Raw genomic sequence first — 18,056 nt, forward strand, 5'->3', positions numbered from 1 at the left:
TTATAATATAATATGCAAATTTATCACCTATTTTTATAATTCAAGCACCTATTATTAGGAAAAGAGAATATTTTATAATTAATTTACAACATAAATTTTGTCCATGTTTTAAACAATATGTATTTTGGAGGAGGTTAATTTGATTTTTTCAAAACTCATTGATCGGTACGCCTTATATGATTTACATAAAAAAAGAAGTGTAGCGTTTCAGTATACTTCCCTTTCTAACACTTCATTAAATATAAAGAACATAGAATCTTTTTATAAAGTAAAACCATCCTATATTCATTTTGACATTAAGCATTCAAAGCAGAAAAATGAATACATGGTTGGGCAATTCAAATATAAAAGCTCGGTTCAATCCGGTGATTCACGCAACGACTCTGTAACTGGGGAATTATTCTTACATAAAACTGAAGATGCACCTCATGTTATCTTTGTTCACGGTTGGAGAATGGATTCTAACGAACGTGTAAAAAAAATATTCCACGACCATATGACCAGCCTGAAGTGGAATATGTATTATTTCACTCTACCCTATCATTTTGAAAGAAAACCCGATCAATCCTTATTCAGTGGAGAGTACATGGTAAGTGCAAATATTGAACGAACAGTACAAGCAACTAGACAAGCGGTAGCTGATTTACGAGCTTTGATTAAATGGATTAAAGCAAATAAAAATGGGCCCCTGATTCTAATAGGAATTAGTTTAGGCGGATTTATTACTAACTTAACCTCTCTTGTTGAAGAAGAAATTGATGTGTTAGCATCCATTTTCTATGCAAATCGACTTTCTTATTCTATTTGGAATACAACTCCAGGTAAATTTATTAGAGAAGACTTGGAACATCATGGTGTTACGTATGATGATTTAATAGATTATTGGAAAATCACTGAACCGAGTCAAGCATTGCCAAAAGTAAAAAAAGAAAATATTTTATTAATTTCAGGTAAGCACGATCTATATGTGCATTCTGAGGATACAGACTACTTGTGGGAATCTTGGGAAAGACCTCCACGATATATTTATAAATGTGGGCATGCCGGGATCGTTCTTAAACGTAAAAAAATTGCAACTGATACTATTGATTTTATTCAAAATCGATTGAACTCCCCACACTTATCCAATGTCATGCCTTAAATCGCGAGATTACTAAGTACAAAATCTTATACTTATATTGTTATATTTTTTACTAGTCACCTTTGTAAATCTTCGCCCCTAGCCTTACACGATTGAAAATGAAATAAAATAAATAACTAAGGAACTAATTTACCATATGGAAAAACATTGCTCAACATTTTCACTAGTAGTCCCCGTATATGCAATATTACATATAAAAATCTTTATGTATTCCGTTATTAATTTAAAAGGAAATTATTCATCCATTAATCTATACCATCCGTATTTGCAGTTAAGGATACCCTAATTACATATGAAAAAGAGAGAAGAACATTGGTTAGTTCTTCTCTCTTTGTTTATTTTTAAGATAACTATCTATAAAATTTTGCTTTTCATAATTCTTCATGAGTCTAGAAAAGAATCTAATCCTTTTCTAGACTCAAAAAGAAATTTTTCTAATGTACATAATTACAACGACATTAAACCACTTTGCTCTTAAATCCACTACTTGTATTATTGATTGCATGAAACTCCTTCTTGAGAAAGGTTTTAATTTCCGAATATTCTGTTGACCGTTATAACATATCCAATTTACAATTTAATTGTGGTGTTCTTTCACAATTAAACTACTTAGAATACACTTCATTTATTTGAAAACAATTACAAATAGAGGTGCTAAAATGAAAACTAGAGTAAATCCAGAATTATTACAAGGGTTAGAGATGTTTCCGGATCTCGATTTACGCCCAGAAAATTTGCAATCAATCAGAGAAGGAATAGCTCAAATGAGACCACCTACCGTTGTTGATGACTCTCTTTCTTTAACAGATAAAGTCATTGTTGGGCCTGATGATAATCCGTTACCATTACGAATTTATCGTCCAAAATCAAATCATGAATCTTTACCTGTTTTATTATGGATACATGGTGGAGGTTATATCTTAGGGTCGATAGATGATAACGATGATACTTGTATGAGGTTTGCAAAAGAAGCTAGCTGTGTGGTCGTGTCTGTAGACTACCGCTTAGCACCTGAACACCCTTACCCAGCACCAATTGAGGATTGTTATTCAGCTTTAAAATGGATTGCTGATAATGCAAAGTCATTAAACATTGATTCGAATCGAATTGGGGTTGCAGGAGTAAGCGCTGGCGGTGGACTAACAGCAGCATTATCATTATTAGCCCGAGATCGAAAATATCCTTCAATTTGTTTACAAATGCCACTATATCCAATGATTGATGACAGAAATGATACACCTTCAGCGAATGAAATTAAAGAGGGATTTGTTTGGAACCAAAAGGCAAATGAAGCTGGCTGGAAAATGTATTTAGGAGAAATGTATGGAACGGATCAAATCCCTGTCTATGCAGCACCTTCTCGAGCTGAGGATTATAGTGACTTACCGTATACTTACACATTTGTTGGTCAATTAGATCCATTCCGCAGCGAAACATTAACCTATGTAAGCAAACTAGCACAAGCTGGTGTTGATGTGGAGTTTCATTTATATCCAAATGCCTATCACTGGTTTGAAGGGTTAAATCCAAATGCCGATGTATCTATTTATGCTGTGAACGAAATAGTACAAGCAATAAAGACTGGTTTCAAACGAGTATCCAAGGTTGAGGCTTAATCCCATTACAAGAGAAACACTTATAAATAGTATATATGTATTTATCATTTAAATATAATAGCCGATTCTAAATAAGAATCGGCTATTAATATGTAAAATCCGCCTAATATATTAAGGTTGAGAAACAGATATAAGATGTTTAGGCGATGTGTTTATTTCCTCTGCTAATGCTTTGATGTTCATCATGATTTGAAGTATTTCTTCTTTTGTTGTCCTTGGGTTGATAGAGCAAAGTCGAATTACTACTTTTTCTTTTAATTTAGTCGTACTTAGCATAGCAAATCCTCTTTGATTAATTTCTTCCACCAATTTTTTGTTTATTTCATGAATTGTATCTGTAGATGTTAGCTCACATGGAATATAACGAAAAGTAACAATTCCTAATTGGGCAGGTGTTACTACTTCCCAATCTTTTTCTTTCCTTAAAAACTCTTCAACTTGTTCAGCTAGCATAATGCCATGATCAATTGCCTCACGAAAAGCTGTAACTCCGAATGCTTTAAAAGAAAGCCATACCTTTAATGCTCTAAATCTACGAGAAAGTTCAATTCCACGCTCCCCAAAATTCACTTTTTCTTCTATATTAGTTTCTGTATCCTTAATATACTCTGGGATCATACGGAATGTTTCACTTAAATATTGGCTATTTCGAATAAGTACACAACCAACATCATAAGGCTGAAAAAGCCATTTGTGCGGGTCTAACGTTAAAGAATCGGCACGATGAATTCCACTTAATAACTCCCTTCCTTTTTCACTGAGAATTGCTGCAGCCCCATAAGCACCATCCACGTGTAGCCATATATCTTCATCACTACATACATCAGCCAATTCATCGAGGGAGTCCACCGCTCCGCAATTCGTTGTCCCTGCATTAGCAATAACACAGAATGGTTTTTTCCCTTTTAATCGATCTTCTTTTATTTGTTTTCTTAAAGTACTAACTGAAATTTTTAAATCTTCATCTGTCTCAATTCGGCAAATTTGATGCTGTTTAAAACCTAATACTTTAAGTGCTCGATCTACAGAAAAATGAGTTTGGTTAGAAAAATAAACAATCGTATTTTCTATGTCATTATTCAGCTTGACCTGTCTCGCTACAGTAAGTGCAGTCAAATTAGCCATGGAACCACCACTGACAAATAGTCCTTCAGCTGAATCAGGGAATCCTAGCATTGATTTTAACCAGTTAATTGTCGTTAATTCAATTTGTTCGGCACCTGCACCTACTATCCAAGCTGTAGGAAATACATTAAACCCACTTGCTAAAAAATCTGCTAATACACCAACATAATTATTAGGACCTGGCACAAAAGCCATAAAATGAGGATGATCCACATGAGTAATTTGATTAAACACATTGTTATTAAGAAAATGAAGTAATTCCTTTGGATTAGATCCGTTTTCCGGAATCGTTTCAATTAGCTTGTCTCTAAAAATATTACTATCAATCGTTTCTGAAACTGGTTTACTTTTTAAATGATTCATATGATCAACAATCAAGTCAACCGCTTGATATCCTAACTGACGCATCTCTTCGGCTGATAACTGCAAGTTTTTTGTCATTTGATTTACTCCTATTCTATTTAAAAAGGCGAGTTCTTGCTCGCCTTTTTATTTTTTATAATTTGTAATCACCAATTGCTTGTATTGGATTTTGAAGAATCATGTTGATTAATCCATGGATCTGATTTAATATTTCCTGTATTTTCTCTGCTTCATATACCGTTTGATCAAATCCAAACTTTATTGTAAGTTTTTCTTCAGGGAAGCACATAATTCCATACTTTACATGTGGCTCATCAACAACTTCGTAATCCGTGATAGCAAAATGTCTGTTTTCATTTGAAGAAAAGATTGCTGGATTAGTTGGATAGTTTTCAAAAACCCAAAGATGGTCAGTCAACTCAGTTTTTAATTGACTTTGCTTTTGTATATCAACAAATGAATAGTATGCATACTCATTACATTTCAATGTCTCTAGTTGTACCTTTTGCAGAAAATCCACAAAAGATTGCGTTTCTGTCCATGCTAATCGGATAGGCAAAATATTTGTGAACAGACCGAACATATTTTCAATTCCTTCTACTTCGGGAGGTCTGACTGATACTAGATTAGGCAATACTACTTCTCTCGTTCCGTTAAATTTGCCAAGCAATATTCCCCATACAGCTAGTAATGCCGTATTCATAGTTATATTATTTTTAGTTACAAATGTCTGTAACTGATCAGTCAAATCCTTGTCTAATGTTAAATCCATAAAAGTGAAGTTTAACCCTTCACTTTTAGATGGGACTTTCTTTTTAGGAATACTAATTTTCTGATTGTATCCTGATAAATAATCTCGCCAAAAATGACGTGCTTTCTCATGATCTTGTGCCAAAGTCCAATCTATAAATGTTTCAAAAGGTTTTACCATAGGTAACTCCGCCGTAGTTCCCGCATTTGTAGTTTCGTAGAGCTGGAATAATTCGTCTATCAAAATGCTGACGCTCCAACCATCACATAATAGATGATGGGAACTCCAAATTACCTTATACTCGTTATTACCTAGTTGGAATATACAGAGACGGGTCATAAGTTCACCATTTTTAAATCCTTGACTTAAATTTTCATTCATCCACTGATCTAGGAATTCTTGCTGTTCTTGTTTCGTCATCTCAATCAAGTTTTTTATTTCTGAATTTATTTGAACATCATATAGAACAGCTTGCCAAGGTTTTGCTTGTTCATCTTGCACAATTATTGTTCTTAAAGAATCATGACGATCAACTAATTGTTGGAAACACTGAATAAAGAGTTTAATATCCAGCTCCCCCTCAAGTGCCCAAATTGTTTGTTCAAAATATGCATTTGTATCAGGTTCATTCGTAGCATGCTCATAAATAACTTCCTGGAAAGGTGCTAGCGGGTAAATACGTTCTATTTTTATATCCGGCATTTTTTCTTGTATTTTGGTAAGTGTATGTTGATTAAGTTGTTTATCTTTAACATTTAGTAATGTAGCTTTATTATCGTTCATTATATTTACATCATTTGTTTGTGAACTTGAAAACTGGTCTAGCTTTTTAACAAATTGAACCATATCTCTTAATATAGGAAATGAAAATAGATTTTTTGGTTCAAGCTCGAATCCTTGTCGATACAGTCTAACGGACACTTGAATTGCTTTTATCGAATCTCCACCTAAGGCGAAGAAATGATCATTTACTCCAACTTGATCTATTTTGAGTACTTCTTGCCAAATACTAGTTAATATTTTTTCCATTTCAGTTTTTGGGGCAATAAATACTTCATTTTTTTGTTTCTCCGGAGTAGGGAGCGCTTTTCTATCTAATTTCCCGTTTGGAGTCAGGGGTAATTGGTCCAAATAAACAAAATAAGAAGGAATCATATAATCTGGCAAGTGATCTCGCAAATGCTTTCGTAGTTCTGTTGTACTAATATTTTGCTCAGTTACCACATATGCAACTAAAAATTTTATCCCGTTCTCATCTGTTTGATCAATTACGACAGCATGTTCGACTTGTTTATAAGTTAGAAGACAATGAGAGATTTCTTCTAACTCTACTCGATATCCCTGAATTTTCACTTGGTAATCTTGGCGGCCTAAAAATTCAATATATCCCTCAGAATGCATTTTTCCACAATCTCCTGTTTTATATATAAGACCAAAATCAGGATGTGAAACAAACGCTTCATTTGTTTTCTTTTCATCATTTAAATATCCTTTAGCAAGGCCCACTCCCCCAATATATAAATCTCCAATTACACCAACAGGGCACATTTTCTTTTCATAGTTCAACACATAATACGTTTGGTTTGCCAAGGGCATCCCGTATGGAATACTATTCCAATGTGATTCCACCTGTTTGACCGGATAATAAATTGACCAAATCGATGCTTCTGTTGCCCCTCCTAGTGAAACTACTTCTGCAATCGGAAAATGTCTTTTTATTTTTTCTGGTAAAGAAAGCGGAATCCAATCTCCACTATGTAAAACTAAACGTAAAGAAGGATATTCAAAATGAGAACCTACTTGATCCAATGCCAAATCCATGATTGCAGGCACTGTATTCCAAATTGTAATCCCTCTACGTTCGACAGTGCGGATTAATTCTTGCATGTCTCTCGGATCACGAATCATTACTAACATTGCACCTGTGCTTAAAGCTCCGAAAATATCGTATACAGATAGGTCAAAACACATGGAAGAGATACCAATAATACGATCATCTTCATTCACCTCATATTTTTGATTTATGTCTTGAATAGTATTTGTAACCGCTTGGTGAGTAATAATTACTCCTTTTGGTTTTCCTGTACTTCCTGAAGTGTATATAATATAGGCAATATCTTCTGGACCAGCAATAGCGGGCATATCTTCTGTTGTATAAAATGACAAATGATTTTCTTCATAAAGACTAGGTTCTAATAAAAGCTTGCATGAGCTATTTTTTAAAATATATGTTTGGCGATCTAAAGGATGATCGGGATCAATCGGAACATAAGCGGCACCTGATTTTAAAATACCTAACATATTAACAATTGTGTCAACTCGCCTTTTTGCTAAAAGACCCACTTTGTCACCTAGACCAATACCTTGCTCTTTTAAGAAGTGGGCAATTTGATTAGAACGTTTATGAAGTTCCGAGTATGTTAACCATTCTTGTTCAAATACCACTGCTACTTCATCCGGTGTACGTTTTACTTGGTCTGTAAATAATTGATACAGAGTAGTTGAAGGTATTTTTTCTGTTGTTTCATTGTATTGCTTAATTAAAGTTTGATCCGATTCTTTCATCTGCAAAGATGTTATATCGCTTTGTTTCACCAATTGTTCCAATAAGTCAACAAATTGGGAAAACATTGCTTCTATTACATCAACATCAAACAACTCTTCAACATAGTTCCAGCTAATTAGTAACTCTCCATTTTTTTCAATTACTACATTATCCAAATACACTTGTGGAGTCCGAGCATGAATATAGCGAAGAGAACCAAGTTGTTCCCAAGAGAAAGCACCTGCACCTGCTAACATCGAGGTGAAAACGATTGGCATAACTGCTTTTGGCGTCATTTGATGATATCGAGTAAAATCTCGAATAAAGTTAACTCCATCGTAATGACGATGTTCAAGGCCATCTAATAAAGTAGCTTGCGTTTCTTTTACTCTAGTAAAGAAAGTTTGCTCTGGTTTTACATCAACATCCAATAAAATAAGCGATGTGAAATCTCCAACAATCTGTTCTACTTCATCATGAACAGGATAACGGTTAAATACAGTTAAGTTAATTGCTAATCGACGTTGATTACTCCAATATGCCAACACATCACCATATATTGTACAAAGTAGAGCGGAAGGAGTTACCTCTTTCTCTTGTGCTAACTTTCGTAGCTTTGTCCATTTTTTATTATCCAGGATTTTTGTAAGTGATTGGAATTTAGGAGTAGCAATCTCTGCTGGATCCTTTTTTAACAGCAAAGAAGGTGCAAACGGAAAGTCAGGAAGCTTACTTGTCCAATAATCTTTTGCTGTTTTATATTCTTCGCTTTGTTCCATTTCATCATAGATAAACATATAATCTTGAAAATCAAAAGATAAAGATTCTAATTTTTGATTTGGTTTATAATAATAATGCAACAAATCCTGTCCAACAATGTTCATGCTTGCTCCGTCCATTAATAAAGCATCGTATCGAAAACATAATAAATACGTGTCTTCTTTTAAAAGAAAAGCTTTCAATTCAAACAAAGGCCATTGCCCCAAAGGGAATACATGGTTAGTCATTCGAGAACGCTCTTCTTGTAAGCGAGCATGTTGATTCCTATCATCTAAATCTATGAGACTCTCTATTTCAATCTCGTAATCAGGAACGCTTTGTAATATTTGCTGTTTTCCCTCTGGTAAAATTACAGCTCGCAACATTGGATGACGATGGATCACCTTTTGAAAACTTTTTGAAAGACGATTGATATCCAATGCTGTTTCATATTCAAAATATGTTTGAGGTGAAATACCACTTAATTCAAACTGTGAATTCCTTCCTAACATATACGCTGTCTGAACTTCTGTTAAGGAAAATGGATTAGACAAATCTTTAACATGAGTTGGTTTACTTTCAAAGTTTTCTTCTTTATGCTCTAACTTTACACAAGAACTCAGTTGAGCGATTGTAGGGTGCTTAAAAAAATCTGTTGTACTTATTTTTAAGCAGTCTTTTCTTAATAAATTAATTACCTGAAGTGCTTTAATGGATTCTCCTTTTAATGCAAAAAAATTATCATGAATACCGATTCCCTCAATCTCCATAACTTTTTCCCACGCACGCACCAATTTTTGTTCAATTTCATTGCGCGGAGCAACGTATGGAATTGATACATAATCCGTTTGGGTTATATCCAATAACCTTTTTCTATCCACTTTTCCATTTGGATTCAATGGAATCTCTTCTACCTGAATCATTTTTTCAGGAATCATAAACTCAGGTAATTTATCACTTAAATATTTTCTGATTTCACCAAAAGACACCTTGTTATCCGATACATAGTAGGCAGCTAATAATTTCCTATTTCCATACACTTGATCAACAACGATAGCCTGGTTTATTTCTGGATATTCCCTTAATTGAGTTTCGATTTCTCTTAATTCAATCCGATACCCTCGAATTTTCACTTGATGATCCATTCGACCTAAATACTCAAGTTCTCCATTAGGCAACCAACGAACGAGATCACCTGTATGATACATCATTTCCCCTGCCGCAAAAGGACTCTGTACAAATTTTTCATCTGTCAGTTTACTTTTACCAAGATACCCTCGTGCTACCGCTACTCCAGCAATGCAGAGTTCACCGGGAATTCCAAATGGTTTTAATTGGCCATACTTATTCAATATATAGGAATGATAATTCGGGTTAGGTTTGCCAATCGTAACTTCTTTGGAAGTGCTCAAGTCTTTTACTGTTGCGCAAATGGTTGTTTCTGTGGGACCATAAATATTTAAAATTGTTGCTTCACTGATACAACGAATTTTTTCAACCAAATCAATGGAAAATGCTTCTCCTGCTAATAAAATAGATTTTAAATCTTTTAGAAAATTTGCCCCTTCTGGATCACTCAAAATCACTTCCATTCGCGATGGCGTTGATTCCCATAAATCCACCTTATGTTTTTTGACCAAATGAGCCAATTCTTTTGTTGCAAACTGTTCCTCTGTAGCAATTACTACTTTTGAACCTTGCGTTAAAGGAAGACATATTTCTAACAAGGAAATATCAAAAGATACACTAGCAAGAAACAAGAATGATTGATTAGCTTTTACTTTTTCTCTCATTACATTTAAAAAATGAACTAGCGATTTTTGTTCTATCATTACCCCTTTTGGATTTCCTGTCGATCCTGATGTGTAAATAACATAAGCCAAATCATTAGGATTATGTTCTCGTACTAAATTACTTTCTTCACCTGGGGAAAGATATTCTTTATCAAGATACAGTACTTCACCCGCAAATTGCGGCAATACTTCCTCTGTTCGCTTACTAAGTAAATATTTTGCTTGACTATCTTGTAACATATATTCAATTCGTTCAGTTGGGTAGTTAGGGTCGATTGGTAAATACGCTGCTCCTGCTTTTAAAATCCCCATCATACCAATAATCATTTCTAATGACCGATCTACCATAACGCCAATAATACTTTCTTTTGAAACACCTTTACTTTGAAGAATAGAAGCCAATTGATTCGCTTTCTTATTCAATTCTCTATATGTCAAAGATTGATCATTACAAACAACAGCAATTTGATCTGGAGTTTTTAATACTTGCGCTTCAAACAAATCTTGAAATGATTGAAACAAGTCTATGCCCGTTTGAAAAGTATTCAATCCTTCTAACAACTCTTTTTCTTCTTCTGCAATAATACAAATATCTTTCAATGCCAAATTCGGATTTTGTGAAACTTGCTTTAAAACATAACAATACGAATTGGCAAACTGTTGCAAAGAAGAGAATGAACGGGACTTGCAAGAAATTTGAAATTCAAATTCATTATGTATTTCATTCCATTTTCTTCGTATCCATAGGGCTAAATTATTCTCTGCGTATTCTTCTAGCGAATTTTCATTATGTAATCCTTCCATCCCGATTACAATTTGAAAAGGAGTTAAATTGTGTTTAACTAATAATTCAGAGAGCGGATACTCCTGATTTTCATACCCGAATAAAGTCGTTTGTTCAATCTCATTTACTAATTGTTTAAAGGTGTGATGTGGCTGGATTTCACTTCCTAAAGGAATCAACTTATTAAGATTCTCACTTTGTTCAAGATTCTTTTCAATTATAGGAATACCAATAGTAATTCTTTCTTGATCTGTATAATGTGCCAAACAAACCCTTAAAGCGGCTTGAAACCAGCTAAATAATAATAAATCTTGAGACTTACTTATTTTTTGTATACTTTTACTAAATTCTACATTCACTATGACTTGAACGTACTCACAAGGTGTTTCTTTATTTAGTTGGTAATCGCTATTAAATTTAAATACAGAAAAATCGAGAATCTCGGAAGATAATTGCTCCTTCCAAAACGCTTCTACTTCTTTATTTTCATGAATTGAACTTCGATCTTTAATGTGCATTTTTACCTTTATCCCCCTAATATTCATTTCTTCTACTCGTTAATTTTTAAGCCAACTTCAAGCCCATGGAGAAACACTTGATGATTATCCAAACATAAAAATTGCTGAATATCTTCAAATTTCATATGACCAACTGAACAAACCCCTAAATTTAATGTTTCAGCAACCATATTTAAGGTAGCAGTGATAATGCCTGACTCAATACAAGCAAATAAATATCCATCTGAACCGTATTTCGGGATGGAAGCGTTCGCATTATAAACCAAATAAACTGAGAAGGCAGATTGAGTAAATAAATCCTGATTAATTAACTCATGATCACTTTTGATTACTTGATCAATGCTGTTTACAATCACAAGACTATTTTTTGATGGGTTATAATAATAAAATCCAGCTTTCATACCCTCTATACGTTTTGGTTTTACATAAACAAAGATATCAATGGGATAGAGCCCGCCTGCACTTGCGTAATGATAGTATATTTTTTCTTCCCTAACCTGTTTTAGAGTTGATAAGAATCGGGAAAATTCCGAAAAACTAATATGTTTTTCCATATCAAATTGACGACAAGATCTACGTTCCTTAATTATAGTAGGTAGCTCATTTGTTGTTTCAAGTTGAATTTCGGTCGACCGTGCAGCAACGTGCGTGCGATTTAATTGTTCACTCATATACTTATCTAACTTTTCTTTAGAAAAGCGAATCTGGTTGCTATATGGATTTGAAAAAATCTTTTCTTGTGAAGAAAATACTTCTCTTGGGTGTAATATGTTACTTACTAACACACGATTTTTTATCATGAGCTCTATGTTTTTTTGTGTCTCTTCTACATTTCCTAATGAAAAGCGCTCTACTAGTTCACTGATTTTCACACCTTTTTGAGCCATAAAATAAAGATCAGGAAACCACTCAGACAGAATACCTGTAAATCTCATTTCCCCTATCAAAACTTCATTATGCAACTTCTCCCAATGCTTAATCGGAGACCAGTAATAAATTTTCTCGCTCATATAACCCTCCATAAACGTTTAACTTATTTTTGAAATGCAATTTTCTAATCTTCAAAATTTTTTTTAGATTCTGTTCCTTGTCTCATAGTGATTATAAATACATGCACTTTAACGAAACTTGAAAATAATGAAATAACTTTTTCTTCATTAAAATTTTTTATTTCATCATAAAAAATGATTTTTTTTTGGATATTTCACATCCTTTCCCATAGTAATCCTATAAGGTATAAACCATTTATAACATTGAGAATATTCATGTATTTCCAATGTGAAATTATTGTAATGGATTGGAGAGCGGTTGAATATAGTTATTAAATCAAATAATGTTGAGAAAGTTTTATTTATTATATTGATAAAATTTTATGATGTAATTTATTACAAATAGATTAAGAAAAGAGTTTTAAATTTTTCTTAATCAGTTAGTGTGAAAATATCACATACTATTACATAGAATCGAGTTACTTACATTTCATATTCAAAATAGAGAAAAGACACCTTGAATGGTGTCTTTTCTCTATTTTAATTCCATATACTTTTTACTCCTTTGTTATTTTTAAACGATTTGTAGGAATTAATACAACTCGAACATCTAGTTCGTTATATGTTCGAATATATAATAAACATTATCTGAATTACGAATGTATTTCAGATAATTTTATAAATAAACTCAAAGATATCTTCTTCTCCTACTGCCATAAAAGAAATAATCTATTGCTTATTTCTTTTATTAAATTGTAATATAATTACAGTATGTGAAATTATATTACATTAACTTTAAAAACGAAGTGAGAATAATCTTCACTTCGCTTTTTTCATTTGCAATCCTTATTAAATTTGCTCAATGCAGTATTTATTTCCACATTCTTCGCTTTTATTTAATCCGTTTCTCTGTTTTTAAGACAAATGAACTTAATGCAGGAACTTTAATTTTATTGTCATGGACAACATAAAGTGGTTTACTTCCCGCCTGCTTCCCGTCTACTAGTACTTTCCAAGGCCCTTTCGATGGAAGTGTTATTTCAACCGCTTCTCTATTTGCATTGTGAGCCACCGTAAAGTATTCATTTTTATTCCCCTCTATTGTATAAGCTACCGTATTTTTCGGGGCACCTATAAATGAAACTTGTGTTTTTATTTGCTCTGCAGATGTCATTCGAAAAGCTGAGTACTTTTTGCGTAATTCTATTAACCCCTTCATATAATCTACTTCATTATTAAACGTTGCACGGCGCAACCAATCCATCTGGTTAATTGAATCTGGAGATTTGTAACTATTATGATCACCGTATTTCGTCCGCATAAACTCTTGCCCTGCATGTAAAAATGGAATTCCTTGTGATGTTAATAAAATTGAAGAAGACAATTTGTGCATTTGTTTTCGCACTTCATCGTTTTCACCTGGATTAGTTAACTCAAGTTTATCCCATAATGTATGATTGTCATGTGCTTCCACATAAGTTAGCACCTGCTCTGGATCTTGATAGGTAGACAAATTGGTATCATAGTCAATACCTGCTGTAATGCCTTTTTTAATACGATCTTCCATGTTTTGCTTTCCATTTACAAAACCATTTTCTTTCTCCTCAAATACACTACCTTTCAATCCATCACGTATATTATCGTTAAAATGAGCAATCCCTTTCATTTTCTCCGCATTTTTTTGATTTGCTTTCAACTCAGCTGCAAGAGGTGTATTTAAATCCCAGCCTTCTCCATGCAGTATAATAGAAGGGTCAATTTGATTAACAGCTTTACGTATTTCATTCATCGTTTCATAATCATGAATACCCATTAAATCAAAACGGAATCCATCTAAATTGTATTCTTTTGCCCAGTATGCTACAGAATCGATCATAAACTTCCTCATCATTTTTCTTTCTGAAGCAGTATCATTTCCTACACCGGTTCCATTTGCAAATGTTCCATCTTCATTGTAACGATAATAATAACCTGGAACTAACTTATGAAAATTAGATTCAGCAGCATTATACATATGGTTATATACTACATCCATCACCACACGAAGATTATTATCATGCAGTGTTTGAACCATTTGCTTTAATTCAGTTATTCGAACAGTCGGCTCATAAGGATTTGTAGAATAGGAGCCTTCTGGAACATTGAAATTTTTAGGATCATATCCCCAGTTATATTGCGGTTCATTTAAAGTCTCTTCATTTACTGAAGCATAATCAAATATCGGTAAAAACTGAACGTGAGTAACACCAAGATCCTTTATATGATCAAGTCCTGTTTTTACACCTTCTGGCCCTTTTGTTCCTTTTTCTGTTACACCTAAATATTTCCCTCTCTGTTTAATACCACTTTCAGGTTGGATGGAAAGATCGCGTACATGTAATTCATAAATAATAGCATCTTCCGGATTTTTAAATTTTGGCTTTTTGTTTGCTTTCCATTTTTTCGGATTTGTTTCTTCTAAATTAACGACTGCACCTTTATCCCCATTTACAGAAGCAGCACGTGCATACGGATCAACTGCTTCAGTCCACTTATCACCAATTTTGACTTTATACGTATAAAAGAGCCCTTTTTGGTTCCCCTTTAGTTCTGCAGTCCAAGTTCCTTTTTCACTTTGCTGCATGTTTATTTCAGTACCTATTTTATCGTTCCATTTTTTATATGTAACTAACTTCGCTTCACTTGCAGTAGGAGCCCATACACGGAACTTTGTATGTTGCGCGGTATATGTATTCCCTAGATCGTTACCACTATAATAAAATAAATTATCAAATTCCTCGCTACGAATGACTTTACCAATTTCAGTATTCGTATCAGCTAAGTTTTCTATTTTAAGTTTGTATGTTTGTTTTAAATCAATTTGCTGTTCCGTAATTATTTTAACCTTATTAGTAATATCTCCACTGTTTATATCATAAGGACTAATATCCTTAATTTTAATGCCTTCAATTTCAATTTTCTTTTCCCTAATATTAAATGGGACATTAGTCGTTACAGTAATTTCATGGAAACTATCAATAGTTGCTTTTTGAATTGAGAGATCCGATGAAGGCTTAGAGTTATATACTTTTTCATCACCCGAAAGAATCCATACTTCAGCACGACCGTCCTTTATATTTTCAATCCAACGATCTCCACCATCTTTTTCCCATTCATTTGTTCGAACTATAAATCCTACACGATTATAGTCACCGTCTATTTTTATCTTAGCGTATTTTCCAAATTCATCTTCACCAGTAAATTCATAAGATGTACCATTTGCATTTTCACCCCATAACCAAAGATTCCAATCTTTTGTATTTCCAAGCTTCTCTTTGTAATGAATGATAACTTCAGTTGTTTTCGAATTTGAAACTGCCCTCACACCCTGAAAGGAGAAAACAGTTGATAACATAACGATTAAAGTAAGTAATAAAACTGTTTTGTTAATTAATCTTTTTGTAATTTGCACCACATACACCCTTTCTTCAAATATTACTAGCGATTTATTATGCTTACACTGAATAACACTGCTTAAATTAATCTAGAAATCTCTTTTAATTCACCTCCATATTGGCTATTTTCACGTATGTATTTCAATGACCTTTTAATACGAAAACGTTTGCATTAATGCTTAAAAAAATAGATTTGTGTATGCCCTCATATATTTGTAAATGCTAAAAGGTCAGGGAAATCATTTTAAAGCAATCGTTTGTTATCGCTTTCATTTTATAGACTTTCTATCAAGAGGTCAATATATTATTAATTTTCTGTTTTTACACACTTTAAACCTTATTTGTTTGTCGCAACTTCTTATAGATAACGCACCTAATTATTGCTTAGTCAGTTTATTTTCAACAATACATAGCTACGTAAAAAAACAGCTAATATCCTTAAAATGATATTAGCTGTTTTTCATAATCTATTAATATATGAATGATGACTATGTTTCTAAATTACTTAATTTTTGCTGCATCAAATGCCTTTTGAACTGCTTGAACTTCAGCTGTATTCGCACCATATTTATTAGTTGCCACTCGAATACATGCTGATCTCAATTCTTTGAAATTAGAAGTCATGTTTAACTCATCAGTATTTGCATAATAGAAAATATCAAACATTTTATCTTCACCAATTCCTTTAACAGTCACTCCGTTATGAGTTCCGCCTTTTGCAATGAGATACGCAACTTTATTAATAATACTTGAATTAAAATGAACACCGCCTTGATCCCATCCATTAAAATCGTTAAATTCACTGTAATCATCTGGATAAGGTACTCCTAGTGAAGATGGAACAGAAGCTGGGTTTTCCATATCACGGAAAACAGATCCTGTTTGTTCTCCCATTGTCCAGTTAAAGTTTCCATTATTTACGTATTTCTCAATAGATGTTCCCATAATATCAGATAGTGCCTCATTAATCGCACCAGATTCCCCGTAATATTCAAGATTAGATTCGCTAGAAGTAACAGCATGTGTAAATTCATGTCCAGCTACGTCATATGCTTTAACAATAGGATCACCATATACAAGCATACTTCCATTATTAGCACTTAATGCATTCTGCCAATTCTTCGGATCATTCGTCTCTTCAGAATCCCAAGCGTGTACAACTGAAACTACCTTTTGTCCCTTATTATCAAAGCTATTACGCTTGTATTTATCTTTATAAAAATCAAATACTTTTGTTGCTAAGTAATGAGCACTTACCGCTTTTGGATCGTTAAATGTTGCCGAAGTACTAGTCGCTAATGTACCAGGATAATAGCTTTCTTCTTTAGTAATATCTTTGTAATTCACATCATATGTTTCAATCCCTTGCCCTCTTGTATAATCAGCAAGAGCATATTTGCCATTACTTTGTTTAGAGATACCAAATGAACGAGAAATACCTAAATCATCTTTTCCTGTTCCAGTTAATGATGTAAGACTGCTTTGTTTACTTTTCTTTAAAGCTCCAACTAGTTTGTCACTGGCCTTTAAGTTAGATTCTTGTACCATATTTTTTAACATATCACCATTTTGTGCATTTACTAAATAAGTACCAGAAACATAGTTTGGTGTTGCGGCTTCAAAGGTAACTTGGTATGCATTTTTAGCTTGTCCATTATTTTCATCAACAAAAATAACCTCTTTAACTTCTGGCTCAGTAATAAACTTGATATCGTTCCCGTACTTCGTATAAATAAATTGTTTTGCTTCATCTTTTGATAGATTAATAGGTTTTTTCAATTCTTCTTGTTTTAAATTTTGCGCGCTATCACCTGAAACACTTTTAATAACACCATTATTATCTACATGTGCAGTTAATTGATGGCCATATACTTCTTTTCCTTCGTATGTTTGCTGCATACGTACAAGTGTAGTTCCATCATACGAACCACGTTTTTGAAGGACTTTATAATCTACTCCTGCTTCTCCATTGACTTGTTTTTGGGACAGAGCTTGCTCTGTTTTCTCCTTAAGTGCATCCTTTACTACATTTTCTGGTGCCTTTTGTGACGGTTGTGTAAGTTCACCCGAACGGAACGATTCCTCCTGAATTTGAACTTGTAACTGATCTGTTTCCTCTGCATGACCTACCCCATATGGTGCCACAGCTGTTAAAGCTAATCCTGTTGTTAATGCTACCTTAGTTAATGTCTTTGTGTTTTTCATTATTTCACCTCGTATAATTTTTGAAATAGAAAG

General features: G+C 33.4%; 7 protein-coding genes. 2 read left to right on the top strand and 5 right to left on the bottom strand.

Annotation, left to right across the window (positions count from 1 at the left end; all coding sequences use genetic code 11):
• The first annotated feature begins 139 nt into the window (after window positions 1-139).
• Entirely contained in the window at window positions 140-1,141 is a 1,002-nt protein-coding gene (locus DN400_RS26520) for an alpha/beta hydrolase (RefSeq protein WP_061660932.1), read from the top strand.
• A gap of 659 nt (window positions 1,142-1,800) precedes the next feature.
• Complete coding sequence (locus DN400_RS26525; protein WP_000857944.1) at window positions 1,801-2,757, top strand: alpha/beta hydrolase; 957 nt, start codon at window positions 1,801-1,803, stop codon at window positions 2,755-2,757.
• 111 nt (window positions 2,758-2,868) lie between these two features.
• On the opposite strand, the gene DN400_RS26530 is transcribed toward DN400_RS26525, so the two are convergent.
• The 5 genes from DN400_RS26530 to DN400_RS26550 form a co-directional block, all read right to left on the bottom strand.
• Entirely contained in the window at window positions 2,869-4,323 is a 1,455-nt protein-coding gene (locus DN400_RS26530; RefSeq protein ID WP_147802033.1) for a pyridoxal phosphate-dependent decarboxylase family protein, read from the bottom strand.
• A 55-nt stretch (window positions 4,324-4,378) separates the two neighbouring features.
• Window positions 4,379-11,395, bottom strand: coding sequence for a non-ribosomal peptide synthetase (locus DN400_RS26535; protein WP_147802034.1), 7,017 nt, complete (start codon window positions 11,393-11,395; stop codon window positions 4,379-4,381).
• Window positions 11,396-11,427: 32 nt separating this feature from the next.
• Window positions 11,428-12,405: a SagB/ThcOx family dehydrogenase gene (locus tag DN400_RS26540; RefSeq protein ID WP_137073756.1), complete on the bottom strand. Its 978-nt coding sequence runs from the start codon at window positions 12,403-12,405 to the stop codon at window positions 11,428-11,430.
• Between the two features lie 871 nt (window positions 12,406-13,276).
• Window positions 13,277-15,835, bottom strand: coding sequence for a type I pullulanase (gene pulA, locus DN400_RS26545; protein ID WP_147802035.1), 2,559 nt, complete (start codon window positions 15,833-15,835; stop codon window positions 13,277-13,279).
• Between the two features lie 484 nt (window positions 15,836-16,319).
• Window positions 16,320-18,023, bottom strand: coding sequence for a M4 family metallopeptidase (locus DN400_RS26550; RefSeq protein ID WP_000799184.1), 1,704 nt, complete (start codon window positions 18,021-18,023; stop codon window positions 16,320-16,322).
• Window positions 18,024-18,056: the final 33 nt, after the last annotated feature.

The organism is Bacillus sp. AR8-1, from assembly GCF_008042345.1.
GTDB classification, from domain to species: domain Bacteria; phylum Bacillota; class Bacilli; order Bacillales; family Bacillaceae_G; genus Bacillus_A; species Bacillus_A cereus.